We start from the raw sequence: 18,988 nt of genomic DNA, 5'->3' as shown, positions 1-18,988 counted from the left end.
TCAAGAGAGCCCCGCAGCTCATTGACTTAAGTTAAGCCGCAACAGAGAAGAGAGAATGGCATAGCGAATAGCAAAGACGCCTCCAAACACCACCGATCGGTGGGTTTGAGGCGTCTTTCTTTAATCCTTATATTCTTAAGCCAAACGCATTTTAAAGTCTTCGTAACCGAACTCATGCACAATATGGCAATCGCCGGATTTATCTTGCAGCACGATAGCAGGCAGCGGCATACCGTTGAATGTCGTGTTCTTCACCATAGTGTAGATGGCCATGTCGCCAAATACCAGGCGGTCCCCCGGCTTCAAGGGTTGATCGAACGAGTAATCTCCGATATTGTCCCCGGACAGGCAAGTGGGTCCGCCCAGCCGGTACGTATGAGCCTTCTCGCCTGGCTCACCGGAGCCAAGAAGCGGTGGACGGTACGGCATCTCCAGCACATCTGGCATGTGGCAGGAAGCCGAAGTATCGAGAATAGCGATATCCATGCCATTTTGCAGCGTATCCAGTACGGTAGTAATCAGGTAACCAGCATTCAGCGCGACCGCTTCGCCAGGCTCCAGATAGACCTCCAGACCGTATTTCTCTTGCATCCGTCTGATGCATTGCTCCAATAGTGGAATATCGTAGTCCTCGCGGGTGATATGGTGCCCACCACCAAAGTTAATCCACTCCATCTGGGATAAATAAGGTCCGAACTTCTCTTCAATGGCATCGAGCGTTGTTGCCAGATCATCGGAGTTCTGTTGGCACAGGGTATGGAAATGCAGTCCGGATACCCCATCCAGCAGCTCGGGACGGAAATGCTCAATCGTTACGCCAAAGCGAGAACCGATGGCGCAAGGGTTGTAAATATCGTGTCCTACCTGGGTTGAGCATTCAGGATTGATACGTAGGCCGATTTTCTTGCCTGCGGCCAGCACCTTATCACGAAATTTCTCTACCTGGGACAAGGAGTTGAAGATGACATGATCGCAAAGCTGCACGATCTCGTCAATTTGATCTTCCCGGTAAGCGGGGGCAAAGACGTGATTCTCTTTGCCCATCTCTTCACGGCCAAGCCGTGCTTCATACAGACCACTAGAGGCGGTTCCGCTCAAATACTGTCCGATCAGCGGGTACGTCGAGTACATCGAGAACGCTTTTTGCGCCAGGATGATTTTCGCGCCCGTCCGCTCCATGATGCCGGCCAGAGTTTTCAGGTTTTTTTCCAATAGTGTTTCATCGACAACATAACATGGGGTAGGGAGTTCCTCAAAGCGCATCTTAACGAACGAGCCCCGATTCCAATTTCTCAGCGTCTTCCGGGAAGGCATCGACCAGTTCCGGGTCAAAGCTCTCTTGCCAAGGCAAGCCCCATTTGTTCAGAGCATCCATGAACGGATCTGGATCGAATTCTTCAATGTTGAACACGCCTGGTTTGTTCCATTTGCCTGTCATCAGCATCATGGCGCCGATCATGGCTGGAACGCCTGTTGTATAAGCAACGGCTTGGGAGCCGACTTCTTTGTAGCAAGCTTCATGGTCGCAGACATTGTACACATAGTACAGCTTATCCTTGCCATCTTTTTTCCCTTTGAAAATACAACCGATGTTCGTCTTGCCCTTGGTGCGAGGTCCCAGGGATGAAGGGTCAGGAAGAACGGCCTTCAGGAACTGCAACGGAATGATTTGCTTGCCTTCGTATTCAATAGGCTCAATCGAAGTCATGCCCACGTTCTCCAAACATTTCAGGTGGGTCAGGTAGCTTTGGCCAAAGGTCATGAAGAAGCGAATTCGTTTGATGCCAGGCATATTCAAGGCCAGGGATTCGATCTCCTCATGGTGCAACAGGTACATATCCTTCTCGCCGATTTCCGGGAAGTTGTAGACGCGTTTGATTTCCATCGGCTCGGTATGAATCCACTCACCGTTTTCCCAATAGCTGCCCTTTGCCGATACTTCACGGATGTTGATCTCCGGGTTGAAGTTGGTAGCAAATGGATAGCCATGGTCGCCGGCATTGCAGTCCAGAATATCAATGTACTCGATTTCGTCAAAATGATGCTTCAGGGCATGGGCCGAGAATACGCCGGTTACGCCCGGGTCGAAGCCGCTACCCAGCAGCGCGGTAATTCCTGCTTTTTCAAAGCGCTCACGGTAGTCCCATTGCCATTTGTATTCAAATTTTGCTGTATCTTCAGGTTCGTAGTTCGCAGTATCCATATAATTTGTTTTGGTCGCCAGGCAGGCGTCCATAATCGTCAAATCCTGATAAGGCAGAGCCAGGTTCATCACGATATCCGGTTTGACCTCGTTGATCAACGCGATGAGTTCATCTACATTGTTGGCATCCACTTGGGCCGTCGTAATTTTGGTGTTGCCGCCGTCCAGCTTGGCTTTCAGGTCGTCACATTTCGATTTCGTCCGGCTTGCAATACAAATTTCTTCAAAAACCTCACTGTTCTGCACACATTTGTGAATGGCTACCGAGGCTACTCCACCGCAACCGATAATCAGCGCTTTTCCCATGTTAACACTCTCCTATCCAAGTTTGTTTTGTCTGCCTTGTGAACGTAAAAAAAAGCAAGTGAAAAGGGGCCGTAGCACACCGCATCACTTGCTTTTTGACATAGTCATCATATTAGGATTACCCATAGTGGGCACGCGAACGCCAGTCCAACGCAAGAACGTCGGCAGCACAATAGCGTAACCAAGGGGGAAAGCCCTTAATACCTGAATATATCAAATTCGGATCAGAGTCTATTTAGCAAATAATCGCCTTTACCACTCTTATTGACCGTTTCACAAGTTGATGTGCATATGCACTGGTTGTAAAGTAACCAACTTATAAAATTTGAGCTTTTAACTCAATCAATAAGGCAACAGTAGTTGCCAATCGGCATTTGACCCGGCTGTCCGTATGGCCTTAACTCCCCGAGGAAAGTGGTCAAAGTTATCTGCTTGGAAAGACCCTGCGATATATTCAATATGCTTTCCAAATTTCGTGCTTCTTAATATTAGCAGGAACTTTTCCAATGAGCAATAGAAATTTTAAATAAATATTTTCCAACTATTTACTTACTAAGTTAGGCCAAAACCTGGCGAATACCGCTTTACTGGTGATGTATGCCTTTCCAATGGTATAATTTGCTTTAGGACAATTTGCCTGGGAGGCCAAGTGAATGAGAGATGAGTTATTGCAGCAGTTGGAAGCATGGCATGAAGCTGACGATTACGAGCAAATCGTACAAGCCGTAACGGATATTCCCAGTGGGGAAAGGGATTATGTGCTGGTCAGCCATCTGGGTCGGGCGTTGAATAACCTGGAGCGGTACGAGGAAGCGGTTGAGCAATTTCTGACGGTAGTCCATGAGGGTGCGCAAGATGCGCTGTGGCATTATCGGCTGGGACTCGCTTATTACTATCTGGAGAAGTACGATAAGGCGCGTCAAGCATTCCAGGCGGCTGACCGCTTGGAGCCCGGGGATGAAGATACGCTGGAGTTCCTTCGCTGGATTGAGGAAAAAGAGGCCGAAGCCGCAGAAGCTGGAGAAAATCAGGCTGCAGGTTTAGACAAGGCGCAGGAGGTGATGGGGAGCGATGTTGAGTCCGGCACTCAGGGGAATTCAGCTTCGGTCTTATCAACCTATGAAGCCAGTCTTGATTCAAGCGGGTTTTGGGACGATGCTAATCCTGCGGCAGAGAAGTATGTATCGACTCCCGCTGCGGATGAACTGGTGGTCTCGCTGGAGGAAGAGCTGGTGTTCCGCCTGCCTGCTTCTTATGTTAGCCTGATGAAGACCCATAATGGTGGCATTCCGCGCCGCAGATATTATCCTGTAACGGATGTTCCGGCGTCCAAGATTGAAATCCTGGGAATTTTGGGCATCGGGCGGGACAAGCCGCACTCCTTGGGTGGAGCGGCTGGCAGCCGGGCTACGATTGAACGGGACGGATACCCGGAATTTGGCGTAGTTCTGTGCGACACTCCATCCGATACGGGAGTGGTCATGCTTGATTATCGCGAATTCGGAAATGATGGGGAGCCGGAGGTCGTCTATGTGGAGAAGGCGAGCAAGCAGGTGACGCGGTTAGCGGCAAGCTTTGCAGACTTTATCCAGGGATTAACGGAAGAGTAAGCTAATCGCAGACCTGAGAAGGGATAGGACATGGCACAATTAGTGTATAAGCAGATCATCGATGATCTGAAGAAGAGAATCTTTGCGGGCGAATATCCCAATATGAGATTGCCGGATGAGCGGAGCTTAAGCGAGACGTACCAGGTGAGCCGTAGCTCCGTGAAGCGGGCGTTGATGAAGATGGAGCATGACGGCATTATTTTCAAGAAGCGCGGATCGGGCACATTCATTAATCCTCTATACATCAAGAATGAATCGATCTTCAATTATGAAGGATCGAATCTGGGCGTGACCGACAATTTTCAGATGCATGGGCAGAAGCCAAAGGTAAAGGTATTGAGCTTCGAGGTGATTCCGCCAACAGAGGAGTTACAGCGTGATTTGTTCCTGGAGCCCCATGATTTTGTTTATAAAATCGTGCGGTTGCGGTTGTTTGATGATGAGCCCTTTATGATCGAGACCGGTTATATTCCCATCAAGATTGTACAGGATCTGAACCAGACCATCATTGAAGGTTCCATCTTCAATTACTTGGAGGATTCACGGAATTTGGCGGTCACGAAGTCGTTCCTGTCCATCTCCGCAGAGCCATCCCGTGCAGAAGATCGCGAATTACTTCGTCTGACGGAGCATGAGCCGGTCAGCATCATGGAAGGTGTATTCTTTCTGGATAACGGGACGCCATTTGAATATTCCCACATGCGATTCCATTACAAATATATGAAATTTAATACGTTCGTATCGGTTCAAGAGCGATAGGAGGCTATCCATTCGGAGGACTTGGAACCGAGCGAAAACGACAGAAGCGATGTCAGGGTCAAGGTGCCCAGGCATCGCTTCTTTACTGTTGTTCAGGGCACAAACTGCAATTTTCTCCAGTCGGGATAAGCGCAAGCTTTCTGGAGGATGTTAAGCCTAAGGTGAGAAGCTATACTGCTGCTTGGAAGATATTTTTTACACACCGTTGGGTCGGCCTTCGCTTGCTATGCTGGTGATTGGGGGCCAGGATACCCGGGTAAAAACAGATAAGCAATAATGTTGATTTAATCAGCAATGGCATGCTGCTTGGAGTAACCCTGCGAAATAAGTCCGTACAAATTTCATATTATGTTCATCATTTATTTAAATTGGACCGTATCAATTTTTGAAAAGGATTGCTATTATAATTATAGTACAGGTGAAAATTTTCACATAAACAGAGATGAACCTACTTTAAGGGAGTGGAGAGCATGGCATTATCCATGACAGATGTCGATTATTCTTCGCCAGCGTATATGTCCAAGCTGGACGCATACTGGCGCGCAACAAACTATATTTCGGTTGGACAATTATATTTGAAGGACAACCCATTGCTTCGCGAGCCGCTGACCGATGCTCATGTCAAAGTCAAGCCGATTGGACATTGGGGCACGATTTCCGGACAGAACTTTATCTATGCGCATTTGAACCGGGTCATCTGCAAATATGATCTGGATATGTTTTATATTGAAGGGCCTGGGCATGGCGGCCAAGTGATGGTGTCCAACTCCTATCTGGATGGCACCTACACGGAGATTTATCCGAAGATTACGCAAGACATTGCGGGGATGAAGAAGCTGTTCAAGCAGTTCTCCTTCCCGGGTGGCATTGCATCCCATGCAGCACCGGAAACACCAGGCTCCATTCATGAAGGTGGAGAGTTAGGTTACTCTCTGTCCCATGGCGTAGGAGCGGTGCTGGATCATCCCGATCTAATCGCTGCTATTGTTGTAGGAGATGGGGAAGCAGAAACAGGACCACTCGCGGCTTCCTGGCTGTCCAATCGGTTCATTAATCCGATTACGGATGGAGCGGCATTCCCGATCTTGCACTTGAATGGCTTCAAGATTAGCAATCCTACCATCTTGTCGCGAATGAGCCATGAGGAATTGACAGCTTATTTCAAGGGAATGGGCTGGGAGCCGTTCTTCGTGGAAGGGGAAGACCCGGCAGTCATGCACGTAGCTATGGCGAAGACGCTGGATGCCATCGTGGAAAGAATCCGCGAAATCCAGCAGCATGCACGCACAACCGGTGATACAACGCGTCCGGCATGGCCAATGCTCGTCTTCCGTTCTCCAAAGGGTTGGACTGGACCAAAGGAATGGGGAAATGTGCCGAACGAGAACTCCTTCCGCGCACATCAGGTGCCAATTCCGGTCGATCAGAAGAACATGCAACATGCGCCAGCTTTACTGGAATGGATGAACAGCTACCGTCCGGAAGAGCTGTTTGACGAGAAGGGGCAGTTAAAGGCTGAACTGGCTGCTATTCTGCCGAAGGGCAATCGCCGCATGGGAATGAACCCGGTGACCGATGCCGGGAAGCTGGTTAAGGAGCTACATTTGCCGGATTTCCGTCAATATGCGCTGGATAATGCCGTGCCAGGTGAGATTATCGCCCAGGACATGCTGGTATTGGGTAAATATGTGGCTGAGGTTGTGCGTTTAAATGAAGAGAACCGGAACTTCCGAATTTTTGGACCGGATGAGACGATGTCTAACCGCTTGGGTCCTGTATTTGAGGTCACAAAACGCCAATGGCTGGATACCGTGAAGGAACCTTATGATGAATTCTTGGCCCCTTATGGTCGTGTCATCGATTCGCAATTATCCGAGCATCAAGCAGAGGGGCTGTTAGAGGGTTATGTGCTGACAGGGAGACATGGATTTTTTGCCAGCTACGAAGCCTTCCTTCGGGTAGTTGATTCTATGATCACCCAGCATTTCAAATGGCTGCGCAAGGCGACCGATCAAGGCTGGCGTGCTGACATTCCTTCCTTGAATGTGGTGGCAACCTCCACCGTGTTCCAGCAGGACCATAACGGCTATACGCACCAAGATCCGGGACTGCTAGGCCATCTGGCTGACAAGAAACCGGAATTCATTCGCGAATATTTGCCAGCGGATGCGAATTCTCTGCTCGCTGTCTTTGACCAAATCCTGAATGACCGGCAGAAGATTAACCTGATCGTGTCCTCCAAGCATCCGCGTCCGCAATGGTTCACAGCAGATGAAGCGGCAGAGCTGGTAGAGAAAGGCCTGAAGATCATCGATTGGGCCAGCACCGATCAAGGTGGGGAACCGGACATCGTGATTGCTTCCGCAGGGACGGAGCCTACTATGGAGAGCCTGGCGGCGATCAACATTTTGCATGACAAGCTACCGAATTTGAGAATCCGTTATATCAATGTGGTGGATTTGCTTAAGCTTAGAAGCCAGAAGCTGGACCCACGCGGATTATCGGATGAGGAATTTGATGCCTTCTTTACGAAGGATAAACCGGTGGTCTTTGCCTTCCATGGCTATGAGGGCCTGATCAAGGACTTGTTCTTCGACCGTCATAACCACAACTTGCATGTTCACGGCTACCGGGAGAACGGGGATATCACCACACCATTTGATATGCGTGTGCTGAATCAAATGGACCGTTTTGATCTGGCCAAGGAAGCTGTCCTCAGTCTGCCGCAGCCTGAGCAATATGCTGCCATTGTAACGGAGATGGAGGCCATGGTGAACAAGCACCACGCCTACATTCGTGAGGAAGGCGTTGACCTGCCTGAGGTGGAGAACTGGGTTTGGAAGCCTTTGAAATAGGTGGTAAAAAGGATCGGCCGGGATAATCCCGGCTGGTCCTTTTTTATGTGTCGATCACACGGCAGGACAAGGTTCTGTAGTAGGATAACATCATAAGCTGTAGACTATGAGGATTTGAAGTTGGCATCAACATTCATACAACTGGGAGGCCAAGTCCATGAAGATTGAATTGAACGCCGTAACCGAAGTGCGGCTGCGTGAGCTGAAGGGCGAGCAATCGGGCTGTTATAAGCTTTATTATGATACGGAAAGCTGTGGCTGCAACGGGGTGCTGACCCTCCAGCTTCGGACGAAGCCGCTGGACACGGATATCGTCGTGCAGGAGCAGCCATTTGTGTTTGCGGTGGATCGCCAGCAACAGCAGCAGTTCGACCAGACGATGAAGATTGAAGCTGATCCGGCATACCCTTCCTTCAAAGTCACTGGTGATAGCGGGCTGTTCAGTTCCAACGTGCGCGTCCAGGATGTGCGCGGTGGTAAGGCGGCCGACGCTGACGGAGCGGCACAATGCGAAATACAGAACAGAACTCTTTGAGCTAGGCCCTTCCCTCTGAGCTTTTATCTTGGGGGCACGCTGGTTAGCGAGTGCCCGTAAACGTAGCAAAACCAGCAAGTGCCGGGGGGACGCTTGCTGGTTTTGCTGTGGGGGTGTCTGCGCTGGATCCGCAGGTCAGCGCGCAGACAATGGTATGGCATTCGCGGCGGTTAGACGCGCGATGAGGGATGTACCGGGGGAAGCACATCCCCCGGGATCGGGCAGGCATAGCCTTCGATGCCGCCCCGGCGGCGCAGCTCCTGCGTCGCTTCCAGCACGGCCGATGGCTCTGCCATCAGGGCTGCTGCGGTGGCCGCCATGACTTTGGCGGCGTGCAGCATGCCCTTGTGGGCGGCGCTCGACCGCCCTTGGGCCACCATCTGCCACGAGTGGAACGGTGTGTCACGAGTGAAGCACACGGTTTCGAGCTGGGCCGTGGGGATGATCCAGCTCACGTCCGCCACATCAGTGGAGCCTAGCATGCTGCCGGCTTCTGGCTCGTAGACATCGAGCGTCTCCGGCAAGGGCGGAGGGATGGGACTGCTCCCTCCCGATGGTTCCGCGAGCGTGGCGGAGATGGCGGCAGCGTAACGTTGTTCTCTCTCTGTAAACGCAGGTACGCCAAGCTGCTCGAAGCAGCGCTGCATCATCCGCTCCAGCGTAACGTTCGGAATGAGATTGGAGCAGGCCTTCTCGAAGTGGATGTGTACCTCGGTGCCGGTCATTAGCGCCGCCCCTTGGGCAATGTCGTTGATTCGGGCGTAGACGGCCTCGACATCGCGAACCTCGGGAGCGCGAATCAGGTACACGACCTCCGCCTTGGCCTGGACGACATTGGGGGAGAAGCCACCGGTATTGGTCACGGCGTAGTGAAAGCGGACGCTCTGCGGCACATGCTCGCGCAGGTAGTTCGCGCCCACGTTCATAAGCTCCACCGCGTCCAGCGCGCTCCGTCCCGTGTGCGGACTGGCGGCGGCGTGAGAACTGCGCCCCTCAAAGCGGTAGCGCACCTGGTAGTTCGCCGCCGATGTCATGGACACGACGGCATTGCCGTAGCCCGGGTGCCAGGTCAAGGCGGCATCGACGCCGTCGAAGGCCCCTTCCCGCACGAGGAAGGTTTTGCCGGAACCACCTTCCTCGGCGGGACAACCATAGTACCTGATGGTACCGGGAAGCCCGGTCTCGCTCAGGTACTCCTTCAATGCGATGGCGGCGGCCAGTGAGCCTGTCCCCAGCAGATGGTGACCGCAGCCGTGGCCATTCCCTTTATCATTGCCGGAGCCGTCTAGCAGCGGTTCGGGGTGGTCCACCCCATCCCTCTGGCTCAGCCCGGGTAAGGCATCATATTCGCCTAGCAGGGCGATGACCGGACCATCACCCTGCCCAAATGAAGCCATAAAGGCAGTCGGCAGCCCGCCGATTCCATGGCTGACATCAAAGCCCGCTTCCTCCAGCCTATCGGCCAAGAGCCGGGCGGAGCCAAATTCCTCAAATTTGGTCTCTGCCAGCTCCCAGATGCGGTCGCTCAGGGCGGTGAGCTGTGGGCTCAGCCGATCGATGCTGGACGCTATTCGTTGCTCGCGGGAGTTCTCCTCCTCAGGGGGGTGAGCATTTGCCATCATCGTTAGCGCGTCAGCGCCAGCACTTCTTCGGTCGTCATGTTCGCCCCGATTTGCAGATATTCCATGTTCAGCAGCGCCATATTGTGAGCCTGCCGACTAGTGCCGATCACTGCATCGGATACGACGTGGAAGTGATAGTCATGCTGATGGGCATCTACTGCCGTGAAGCGTACGCAGATATCGGTCATGCCGCCGATCAGGTACAGGCGTTTGACGCCCAGGCAGCGCAGAAGCAAATCAAGCTCTGTGGCAAAGAACGCGCTATACCGACGTTTTGTAATAATATATTCGCCCTCAATCGGGGCGGTCAGCGGATGGAATTCCTCCGCAGGCGTTCCTTCCAGACAGTGAACCTTCTCCACACCGTCAAGCTCGCGACCGAAATCGCTATGATCAGCACGGTGCAGCTCGCGAATCTGAATCACGGGCAATCCCAGCTTGCGGAAATGACCAATGACCTTCGGCGAGTTGAGCATACACGTGCCGCCTTCCATGATCGGAATAGCATCGCTCTCCGTGTCATTCTGAATATCGATAACTAGCAATGCGCTATTTTCGGGAATTTGGGTCATGGGGAATCTCCTCCTTTTTTTATACAAGCTCTTACCGGAACAAATCTTCCACAGAAATGATCGAACCAGCCTGATGGTACTCGATATTATCCAATGCTGCTTGAGCCACTTCATCACTGCTTGGCGTGCCGCAGGCTTCCTTGAACACATGAACGTGATAGTTGTACTGGTGCGCATCGATAGCGGTGTAATGGACGCAAATATCGGTCATACCACCGACCAGGAACAGATGCTCAGCCTTCAAGCCGCGAAGCAGAATCTCCAGGTCAGTTCCGAAAAAGGCGCTATATCGGCGCTTATCCACCGTATATTCCCCTTCAATGGGAGCTGTAGGCTCATAGTAGGTCGCCTCAGGCGTACCCTCCAGGCAGTGAATGTTCTCTGCTCCTTCCAACTCGCGGCCATAGTCGATCCGGTCCTTCCGGTGAATTTCCCGGATATGGACAATGGGCACATCCCCGCGTTCGCGGAAATATTCGGTTACACGCTCGACGTTCTTCAAGTATCGGTCCCGTTTGTCCGAGTTGCCACGAGGCTCCTTCGCCGGGTCTGAGTTCTGCACATCTACCAGAATGTACACGCTGTTCTCGGGAATCGTAATCATCAAAGCATCGCCTCCGTATTAGAAAATCGTAGAGTGTGCCGGACGGAGAGTCCCCGCCCGGTTCAAAGTCTGTATTAAGGTATAGCGCGAAGTGATTCTGCTACTACCAGAGAATATCGGCTATCACAAGCTGCTTCACGTCAAAGGGTTCTGCGATAATTCCGATGGAATGATAGAATTCAACCACATCCTCCATCGTGCTGTACAACCAGCCGCCTTCATCCATGCCTTCATGGTTATCGGCCAGGGTATAGAGGTGAACGGTCGGGAACATTTCCTTAACCTCAGCGGCGCTTACTTGCAGATCATCTGCTGTCAATTCTGCGGCAGCGGACAGGTCACTGTTAACGTATTGGGTTGCGTCCTCCACGGCCTTGAGTGTGTTTTGCAGCCAAGCTGGCTTCTCTTCCGCGGTCTTGGCGGAGACGACGATGACGTCGAGAATGGTGTTCTCCAGATCCGCCGTAGAGATGATGATGTTCCCTTTGCGGGAAGTGACGCCTTGCGACAAATAAGGCTCAAACGTTGTAGCGGCATCAACACTACCGGCCACGAAGGCGGCTCCGCCTTTACCTGGCCCCATATCCACCAGCTTGACATCGTCGATGGTTAAGCCCACTGTGTCCAGAGCTTTGGCCAGCATGTAGTGGGTAACATCACCGTATTGTGCGGATACGGTCTTGCCCTTCAGGTCAGCCACGGTCTGAATGCTGGAGTCCGAGACGATTCCGTCCGCTCCGGTGGAGGAATTATGCAGGTACACGATCTTTGGCAAGGTCGTGATATCCGAGCCTTCTTCCATTAATGCATTAATAGAAACGAGATAGGATTGCAGCGTGGTGAACGCGATGTCTACGTCCCCCGTCATGATGCTCATCAGCGGTGAGGTGGAACCGAAGGCTCCGATCTCCACATCCACTCCGTTCGCAATATCAAACTCCTTGTCAGCGAGGGCGTATACGCCAATGCCGCCGATAAATGGGGCATACGCCGTTTTGACTGGAACGGGAGCGGTCGAGGTTGCTTCATTTCCCCCGGCTCCTGCCGTGTTATTTCCATTTGCCGAGCCTGCTGAATTGGCTCCGCCGTTATTGCCGCAAGCAGCCAGTACGGATAGCATAGCCGTCATTAGCAGTAGTGTGACCCCTAGCTTCATCAACCCGCGTTTCTTTTGTTTCATCATGATTTCCCGCCTCCAATGCATTTTTTTGTATTTGATCAAAACCTGGCAGGGACTAGGGCATGTCTGAAAATGAAGTATTCATGCGTTTTTCAGAGACGCCTTAGTTGACCAGATTGCGAATCCATTTATTGCTCCGGATGCGAAGCCGGACGAGCACGTACTTGCAGATGTCGTCGATGATGACGAACAGGAACACGATGCCGATCGAAAGGTCCAGGAAATATCCTGTGAGGAAGGTCAATGGCAGCGAGACGCACCATAAGGTGACGTTATCGATAATGAAGCACATTCTGGTGTCGCCACCGGCGCGAAGCGTGCCCATAATGTGTACGAAGTTCATGCCTTTGATCGGCATAATGATCGCCAGATAGATCAGGAGCAGCGTGACCGTGCTGCGCACTTCCTCGGAGATGCCTTGATACATGCTTAGCAGTAGCGGTGATCCGGCAATGAGCAGAATCCCGGTGAAAATACCAAATAGTGCGGTGTAGGCTTCCATGCGCTTAACGAGATAGGGTGCCTTATCCTGCTTGCCTTCTCCGATGGTCTGCCCCAGGATAATCGCGGAGGCTTGCCCAGTGCCGATAAAGAAGGCGATCAGCAGTTGTTCCAGCACCTTGGCAATCCCGACAGCAGCACCTACGGTGTAGCCCATATGGTAGAAGACCACGTTGTACAGGGCGTAGCCGATACTCCATACGGTCTCATTGATGATGACCGGGAAGGAGGTTCTGAAGAAGATAGCCAGGAACTCTTTGCGAGCAGCCAGCAGATGGCGGGGGCGGGGAGCGAACTCGCCGAACTTGCCATACAGCATGAAGGCCATGATCCCCATCTCAATCAGGCGTGCCACTACAATGGCATAAGCGGCCCCTTGGACACCGAATTCGGGAAAACCCAGCTTGCCAAAGATGAATCCGTAGCTAAGGATGACATCTACCACAATGGTCAGTACCGTAACCCGCAGCGGGAAGCCAGGCCGGCCGATATTGCGGAACACCATCGTACAGGCCAGCGAAATCCCGGTAGGGAGATAACTGAGGCATACAATCTGTAAATAGGGGGCAGCCATGGCAATGACTTCACTTTCTCGCGAGAAGATTCCCACTACCTGCTCCGGCCAAAGAAGTCCAATCAAGGTGAACAGGAAGCTGACCGCAACAATCAGCGCGAAGGCCAGGGCGGAGGCGACATTCAGATGCTGACGGTCCCCCTTGCCGTAAAACTGAGAGACAAAAATAGTTGCCCCGCTAACAATCCCAACGATCATCAGATTGAGGATGAAGAAGACTTGTCCTGCCAGACTGGTGGCCGATACCTGAAGATCCCCAAGCTGTCCGACCATCAGCGAACTGAAGGTGTTAGTAATGCTGGTAATCATGCTCTGCAAGCCGATTGGCAGCGACAGCAAGAGGAAGCTCTTCAGGAAGGGGGTATCCTGGCGAAAGGTAGAGATCAGGCTAGTTGGCTGCATGGAGATCCATTCCGAAATCTCCGGAGTGCAGCAGTCCGTGAATCTTTTTGCGAATTTGAATGAATTCCGGCGTATCCTTCAGCTCCAGATCGCGCTTCGCGGGAAGGTCAATAGGAATGTCGGCAATGATCCGGCCTGGGCGTGCGCTCATAACATACACCCGCTGGGACAGGAACACTGCTTCCTCGATATCATGGGTGATGAAGATTACCGTGTGCTTCTCCTTCTCCCACAGCTCGCGGAGTTGAAGCTGCATATTGCCCTTGGTGTCGGGGTCCAGAGCGCCGAAGGGCTCGTCCATTAACAGAACCTCCGGATTGTTGGCCAGAGCCCGGGCGATGGCAACGCGCTGCTTCATCCCCCCGGACAGCTCCTTGGGCAAGCGGTCACGGAAATCGCTTAGGCCTACAAGGCCCAGGTATTTCTCTACGATCTGGTCAGCTTCACTCTTAGGCAGATTCTTGAGCTTGAGTCCGAAGCGGATGTTGTTCTCCACCGAAAGCCAGGGGAACAGGGTATAGGCCTGGAAGACCATGCCGCGATCGGCTCCCGGTCCAGTCATGATGCGATCATCCAGCAGAATGTCTCCCGACGTCGCTTCATCCAGTCCGGCGAAGATGCGCAGGAGCGTAGACTTTCCGCAACCGGACGGACCTACCACGCAGATGAATTCATTGTCGGCAATGTCCATGTTGATGTCTTGGAGCGCGAACGTTTCCGAACGCTTGGAACGGTAGATTTTGTTCAGTTGCTTACAGGAAATTTTCGGACCCATCGTGGCTTGCTGCATGGCTAAACCCCTCCTTGGTTAGATATCCTCGGCCCAGTGGAACAGGCGCTTATTAATGATGGCGAAGATCCGGTCGAACAACAGCCCGAGCAGGCCGATGACGAAGATGCCGCCAAAGATGATATAGGTCTTCATGAACCGTTCGGCAATCATGATGCTGTAGCCCAGCCCGGAACTGGAGGCAAGCATCTCTGCCATGATCAGGTAGGTCCAGGCCCACCCCATGACCATTCGCATCGTATCCATGACGCTAGGCATCATGGCCGGAATGATGACGTTCTTGATGACTTGTCCTTGGGAGGCGCCGAGCGTGTAGGCGGTGTTAATCAGGTCAATCTGGATGCCCTTGACGATATCGGCGATCATGGCGGTCATGGAGAACACGGCGCCTACGACGATGATGGTAATCTTGGCCGTTTCCCCTACCCCCGTCCATACCATAATCAGTGGAATCAGGGCGGATACCGGCAGGTAACGGAAGAACTCGATCAGCGGCTTCATAATCGCCCCGATGATCTTGTAGGCTCCGGAGAGCAGCCCCAGGGGAACGCCGATAATGACAGCGATCAGGAAGCCCATAAGCACGCGGTAGCAACTGATGGCGATGTCTTCCCATAAGCTGCCATTGCCGAGCGCTTGCCCTAAATAGGAGAAGGTGGCTTGAGGCGTTGGCAGAAAAATCGGATTAATGCCGGAGAAGTTGCTGCCCACGTACCAGAACGCGATGAGCAGCATAAAGGTGACGAGCATAATGGTGTTGAACAGCCGCGGATGAATATCCCGCCGGATGCGGAACAGGCTGCGCCGAGTTCGTGGCTTCATGTTTTTATTCCCCCTTTAAAATGGCCTTACATTTGCGTTATTCCCCCATCTCATGAATTTTCATGACGATCTGGAGCGTTAAGCGTGCTTCCGGGTCGTCGAAGGAAATGCCGAGCAGGGATTTGATTTTATCGAGACGGTAGACGATGGTGTTGTAATGGGTGTACATGGCTCCGGCTGTAAGCCGAATATTGCAGCCGCATTGGAAGTACAGCTTCAAGGTCTGAACGAGACTGGCATGATGCGCTTCATCATACTCGACCATCGGCTTCATGTAGCGGTTCAGGAACTTGTCGACATTGGCATGCTTGGGGAGCAAGCTCAAGATGGCATAGATTCCAAGCTGTTCCCAGGTGATCACTCGCGAGCTTGTCCTGCTGACGCAGGAAGCGGTGAAGAGGTTCTCGGTATCGATGTAACCCTGATGCACATCCAGAGCGGAACTGACCTCGCCAATACATAGGGAGAATGCATCCGTCCCGCATATTTGGGCCATTTGCCTGCACAGCGGCTCTACATTTTCCGGGGATAACATATCTTGATTCCGGTCTGTAGCTTGGGGGAGCAGGGCAACGATCTTGCCGCCAATTCCCGTGTAGAGCCCTCTGCCAGGGGCCAGCCGGTTCAATTCGGTAATCCAGGCGCTATCCGGTGCCGGGGGTGTATCTGCATGGAATTTAAGAATGGCCATGCGATAATCGCTGGAAGATAAGGCTTCATAGCCGTATAGCCTGCCTTTGATATCCAATTCTTCAGGACCGGGTATGACGCCGGCCAGCCAATCCTTCAGGAAGTCGTCGAAGTATTTGGCCTTGACCAGCTTGTAAGTGTTCTCCCCACTAATTCGGATGTTCAGTAGCGGCAGGATGCGAGAGATCGTGGACAGAACCAGTCCATCGCAGGGAGCGTAGGCTTCCGCTAGCAATACGAGGATAGGGTCTCGCTCCGTCTCCCACAGGTTGAAGATGTGGAGCTGAATGCCTCCGCCCGGCGCGTCGTGATCGACCCATTGAAGCTCACTATGTCCCGGTGAAGAACGTGAATCGAAGTCGCGCAGCCGCTCTGGAAACGGACGGAAGTAGGCTTCATGCCGAGGAGAGGCAATTAATTGCCCGAAGGCATCCAGAATAGCGAGCGGGTTACCAACCATGTCTTCAATGCTCTCAATAATCTGCGGCATATCGTGGCCGTGGAGCATCAGCTCGGATACTTGCTCCAGCCGATGCTGGAGTAGCATGACGGTTCTTGTCTCCAGCGAAATGACTCTCTCCATGACTTCGCGAACAACATTGGAGAAGATGGTTGATTCGGGAAGCTCGAATAGTGGCAATCCACAGGCCTCAGCGCAATCAATAATCTGCCGTGGAACCTCGGTAATGAAGCGTTTGGGCTTGATGCCCAGTGCAGCTACACCCCGGTCTACGAGCTTCGGAATAATCTCCAGGAACGCATCCATATTGTGGTGATGTGAGTAGCCGGTCGTTAGCAGCAGTTCGCTCTCTTGAGCCCAATTCTCAATATCCGGAACCTCCATAATATTGACGCGGCTAATAGTATTGTTCAGCCCTCTTTCTCCAGCCAGCAGTCTCAGGCCCGGAAGAGAAGTCATTTGGAACAGATCGTTGCAGCGAAAAGAAAGTGCGGCTGATTCCAGGGAATGTTCGGTCTTGTCCATCGCGTTCGCTTCCTTCCTATATAGGCTGAGTGAGCAGGGCTTAACATTTAAGGTAGAAGAGTTAACGTTATCCCTTCACCGGGTTCTCGTCTCGCTCTTTGTGCTGCTCGGCAAGGGCCCATCCTCCGTAACGGGTGATATCCTCGCTCTCTTGCTGAGCATAGGGTTCGCAGATGAAGCCGGTCACTTCTGCGCCACTCCGAAGCTTCACCTTGCCCAGACCGAGCGGAGCCGGCACTTGTCGTAGCAGATCGCCTAGGCGATGTAGCGGAATGCTCCATATCTCCAGGTCAATCGAGCTTCCCGGCTCGGAGCGAATCAGGCCCGGCTTGGGAGGTAAGGTGCCCAGCCGAATCAAGCGATAGCATGGCGCTGTCTGATCGGCACGAACGAAGGAGGCACCGCAGTCCAGCAACTGCTTCTCTAGCGGAAATCCGCGCATATGCAGTCCGCAGACAGCCAGTTCTATTGCTTCGGTGTTAAGGAAGGCTGAGGCAGCCCCTTTCAGGAAATGATCCTGACCGCGCAGGGAGAACATGGTGATGCCGAAGGGCAGATCATCATCCGCAAAGTCGGAAGGCAAGGCGATGGCGCTAAGATCCAGCAGGTTGCAATGGTTCGTATAACGTCCCATATCGCTGTTCGTAGACACCGGAGAAGCAGCAACCTGGGCACGGGTATAGGTCCCGCCACAGGTTGGCATCACGAGGATGGCATCCTGCATCAAGGCGTCAGTCTGTGCCTTGTAGCCCCGCAACTGGTGTAGTGCGGTGAAGACGGAAGCCGCATCGTAGCCCCGTTCCTGGGAGGAGCGAAGAATCTGCTCCGTAACCGGGAATATTTGTCCCGGGTGCGCTTCAACAAATTCACCCAGATCGGCCCAGCGCTCGGCAATCCAGGGACCGTCGTACAGGATGCTGGAGACTTGCCCGAAGATGTCGGTATCAATGTATTCAATCGGAATGCCCGATCGCTCCAGCCGTTGTACAGCCTGCTCCCATGCCTTGCGGTAGGCATCCTGGTAATCGCCGTAGAAGCTTAGCGGCTCCCCCGGGAGCAGCAGCTTTCGCGGGGGACTGGCCGGAATAGCTGACGGGGGAAGCGGACTGTAGCCCTGTGGGGAGCTAAGCGGCTTGCCGCGAATGACGGAGTCGATCAGGTAAACGTCGTCCAGTGCCGAAGCAAATACGGTGACACAGTCCAGACTGGCACAAGCCGGGATGACGCCGTCTACGGGCCAATCGCCAATGGAGGCTTTGTAGCCGATCAGATTATTCAGCGCAGCAGGCACACGGCCCGAGCCTGCGGTATCGGTCCCCAGGGAGAAGATCGCTTGCCCACGGGCCACGGCTACCGCAGAACCACTACTGGAGCCGCCGCTAATCAGCTCAGGCTTCAGCGAATTATGCGTTTCGCCATAGGGACTGCGTGTGCCCACAAGTCCGGTGGCGAACTGATCCAGATTTGTCTTGCCTACCGGGATGGCTCCGGCGGCGATCAGTCTGTCGACTGCTTCGGCGCTTTGCTCCGGGTTGTAAGTGTAAGAGGGACAGGCGGCTGTCGTAGGCAGCCCATCCAGGTCGATGTTGTCTTTAACAGCGAAGGGAATCCCCCATAACGGATATTGCTCCGGCTTCTTCTCCGCCAAGCGGTCAAGGTAAGGCTGAATAAAGGAAAGGGAAGGGGGGACAATCCAGATGTTCATGGCTTGATCGCGCTCTGCCCGTTTAATGATGGTATGAATCAGCTTTTGCGGCGTCATGGTTCCGCTTTGGTACATGGCCTTTAATGTGGCAATCGTCATTTTCTCCAAGTGGCAAAACCCCTCTCTGTCCAAACCTGCACATGGGTTTCTCAGGCAGTAGATGTATTTAAATAATTTCTTGAAAACGAATTAACTTTAAATGTTATATACATGTAAGTTATTCTGAATATAAGCTATTTTTGTGTCATGTAATTTGACATTTAAATTGTTGGC

The 18,988-nt window shown here is 52.7% G+C and carries 15 protein-coding genes; 4 read left to right on the top strand and 11 right to left on the bottom strand.

Annotated features, from left to right (window positions below; genetic code table 11):
* Positions 1 to 135: 135 nt before the first annotated feature.
* On the bottom strand, positions 136 to 1,263 hold the full coding sequence (gene nspC / locus BN3279_RS09105; RefSeq protein WP_059050296.1) for a carboxynorspermidine decarboxylase: 1,128 nt from the start codon (positions 1,261 to 1,263) through the stop codon (positions 136 to 138).
* Position 1,264: 1 nt separating this feature from the next.
* Positions 1,265 to 2,509 carry a saccharopine dehydrogenase family protein gene (locus tag BN3279_RS09100; protein ID WP_059050295.1) on the bottom strand — a complete coding sequence of 415 codons (1,245 nt, stop codon included), beginning with the start codon at positions 2,507 to 2,509 and terminating at the stop codon, positions 1,265 to 1,267.
* Positions 2,510 to 3,162: 653 nt separating this feature from the next.
* Here BN3279_RS09100 and BN3279_RS09095 point away from each other — a divergent pair.
* The 4 genes from BN3279_RS09095 (at position 3,163) to BN3279_RS09080 (ending at position 8,268) form a co-directional block, all read left to right on the top strand.
* Positions 3,163 to 4,119 (top strand): SMI1/KNR4 family protein, encoded by a 957-nt coding sequence (locus BN3279_RS09095; protein WP_059050294.1) that lies wholly within the window; start codon positions 3,163 to 3,165, stop codon positions 4,117 to 4,119.
* Positions 4,120 to 4,149: 30 nt separating this feature from the next.
* Complete coding sequence (locus BN3279_RS09090) at positions 4,150 to 4,878, top strand: GntR family transcriptional regulator (RefSeq protein WP_059050293.1); 729 nt, start codon at positions 4,150 to 4,152, stop codon at positions 4,876 to 4,878.
* 470 nt (positions 4,879 to 5,348) lie between these two features.
* Positions 5,349 to 7,733: a phosphoketolase family protein gene (locus tag BN3279_RS09085; RefSeq protein WP_198343574.1), complete on the top strand. Its 2,385-nt coding sequence runs from the start codon at positions 5,349 to 5,351 to the stop codon at positions 7,731 to 7,733.
* A gap of 157 nt (positions 7,734 to 7,890) precedes the next feature.
* On the top strand, positions 7,891 to 8,268 hold the full coding sequence (locus tag BN3279_RS09080) for an iron-sulfur cluster biosynthesis family protein (RefSeq protein ID WP_059050292.1): 378 nt from the start codon (positions 7,891 to 7,893) through the stop codon (positions 8,266 to 8,268).
* Positions 8,269 to 8,438: 170 nt separating this feature from the next.
* Here the strand turns inward: BN3279_RS09080 and BN3279_RS09075 are convergent, their stop codons facing one another.
* The 9 genes from BN3279_RS09075 to BN3279_RS09035 form a co-directional block, all read right to left on the bottom strand.
* Positions 8,439 to 9,890 (bottom strand): M20 family metallopeptidase, encoded by a 1,452-nt coding sequence (locus BN3279_RS09075; RefSeq protein ID WP_082672993.1) that lies wholly within the window; start codon positions 9,888 to 9,890, stop codon positions 8,439 to 8,441.
* A 2-nt stretch (positions 9,891 to 9,892) separates the two neighbouring features.
* Positions 9,893 to 10,462, bottom strand: coding sequence for a cysteine hydrolase family protein (locus BN3279_RS09070; protein ID WP_059050291.1), 570 nt, complete (start codon positions 10,460 to 10,462; stop codon positions 9,893 to 9,895).
* A gap of 31 nt (positions 10,463 to 10,493) precedes the next feature.
* The gene (locus BN3279_RS09065; protein WP_059050290.1) at positions 10,494 to 11,066 is read right to left on the bottom strand and encodes a cysteine hydrolase family protein; all 573 of its coding nucleotides are present in this window, start codon (positions 11,064 to 11,066) and stop codon (positions 10,494 to 10,496) included.
* Positions 11,067 to 11,169: 103 nt separating this feature from the next.
* The gene (locus tag BN3279_RS09060; RefSeq protein WP_059050289.1) at positions 11,170 to 12,249 is read right to left on the bottom strand and encodes an ABC transporter substrate-binding protein; all 1,080 of its coding nucleotides are present in this window, start codon (positions 12,247 to 12,249) and stop codon (positions 11,170 to 11,172) included.
* Positions 12,250 to 12,349: 100 nt separating this feature from the next.
* Positions 12,350 to 13,723, bottom strand: a complete 1,374-nt coding sequence (locus BN3279_RS09055) for an MATE family efflux transporter (protein ID WP_059050288.1) — start codon at positions 13,721 to 13,723, stop codon at positions 12,350 to 12,352.
* The gene (locus tag BN3279_RS09050; protein ID WP_059050287.1) at positions 13,710 to 14,513 is read right to left on the bottom strand and encodes an ABC transporter ATP-binding protein; all 804 of its coding nucleotides are present in this window, start codon (positions 14,511 to 14,513) and stop codon (positions 13,710 to 13,712) included. The genes BN3279_RS09055 and BN3279_RS09050 overlap by 14 nt, the downstream gene beginning before the upstream one ends.
* An 18-nt stretch (positions 14,514 to 14,531) precedes the next feature.
* Positions 14,532 to 15,335, bottom strand: coding sequence for an ABC transporter permease (locus BN3279_RS09045; protein WP_059050286.1), 804 nt, complete (start codon positions 15,333 to 15,335; stop codon positions 14,532 to 14,534).
* A gap of 37 nt (positions 15,336 to 15,372) precedes the next feature.
* Positions 15,373 to 17,010, bottom strand: coding sequence for a PucR family transcriptional regulator (locus BN3279_RS09040; protein WP_059050285.1), 1,638 nt, complete (start codon positions 17,008 to 17,010; stop codon positions 15,373 to 15,375).
* Positions 17,011 to 17,077: 67 nt separating this feature from the next.
* Positions 17,078 to 18,814 (bottom strand): allophanate hydrolase, encoded by a 1,737-nt coding sequence (locus BN3279_RS09035; protein WP_059050508.1) that lies wholly within the window; start codon positions 18,812 to 18,814, stop codon positions 17,078 to 17,080.
* Positions 18,815 to 18,988 lie beyond the last annotated feature (174 nt).

Origin of the sequence: Paenibacillus senegalimassiliensis (assembly GCF_001486585.1) — a bacterium.
Lineage (GTDB): Bacteria > Bacillota > Bacilli > Paenibacillales > Paenibacillaceae > Fontibacillus > Fontibacillus senegalimassiliensis.
Note: the sequence above shows the minus strand (reverse complement) of the source record. Positions and strands in the feature narration are given on the sequence as shown.

Coding starts and splice junctions, on each gene's coding strand:
- nspC (WP_059050296.1), bottom strand. CDS start 1,263: ATGCGCTTTGAGGAACTCCCTACCCCATGTTATGTTGTCGATGAAACA.
- BN3279_RS09060 (WP_059050289.1), bottom strand. CDS start 12,249: ATGATGAAACAAAAGAAACGCGGGTTGATGAAGCTAGGGGTCACACTA.
- BN3279_RS09045 (WP_059050286.1), bottom strand. CDS start 15,335: ATGAAGCCACGAACTCGGCGCAGCCTGTTCCGCATCCGGCGGGATATT.
- BN3279_RS09090 (WP_059050293.1), top strand. CDS start 4,150: ATGGCACAATTAGTGTATAAGCAGATCATCGATGATCTGAAGAAGAGA.
- BN3279_RS09100 (WP_059050295.1), bottom strand. CDS start 2,509: ATGGGAAAAGCGCTGATTATCGGTTGCGGTGGAGTAGCCTCGGTAGCC.
- BN3279_RS09075 (WP_082672993.1), bottom strand. CDS start 9,890: ATGATGGCAAATGCTCACCCCCCTGAGGAGGAGAACTCCCGCGAGCAA.
- BN3279_RS09095 (WP_059050294.1), top strand. CDS start 3,163: ATGAGAGATGAGTTATTGCAGCAGTTGGAAGCATGGCATGAAGCTGAC.
- BN3279_RS09035 (WP_059050508.1), bottom strand. CDS start 18,814: ATGACGATTGCCACATTAAAGGCCATGTACCAAAGCGGAACCATGACG.
- BN3279_RS09080 (WP_059050292.1), top strand. CDS start 7,891: ATGAAGATTGAATTGAACGCCGTAACCGAAGTGCGGCTGCGTGAGCTG.
- BN3279_RS09055 (WP_059050288.1), bottom strand. CDS start 13,723: ATGCAGCCAACTAGCCTGATCTCTACCTTTCGCCAGGATACCCCCTTC.
- BN3279_RS09085 (WP_198343574.1), top strand. CDS start 5,349: ATGGCATTATCCATGACAGATGTCGATTATTCTTCGCCAGCGTATATG.
- BN3279_RS09050 (WP_059050287.1), bottom strand. CDS start 14,513: ATGCAGCAAGCCACGATGGGTCCGAAAATTTCCTGTAAGCAACTGAAC.
- BN3279_RS09065 (WP_059050290.1), bottom strand. CDS start 11,066: ATGATTACGATTCCCGAGAACAGCGTGTACATTCTGGTAGATGTGCAG.
- BN3279_RS09070 (WP_059050291.1), bottom strand. CDS start 10,462: ATGACCCAAATTCCCGAAAATAGCGCATTGCTAGTTATCGATATTCAG.
- BN3279_RS09040 (WP_059050285.1), bottom strand. CDS start 17,010: ATGGACAAGACCGAACATTCCCTGGAATCAGCCGCACTTTCTTTTCGC.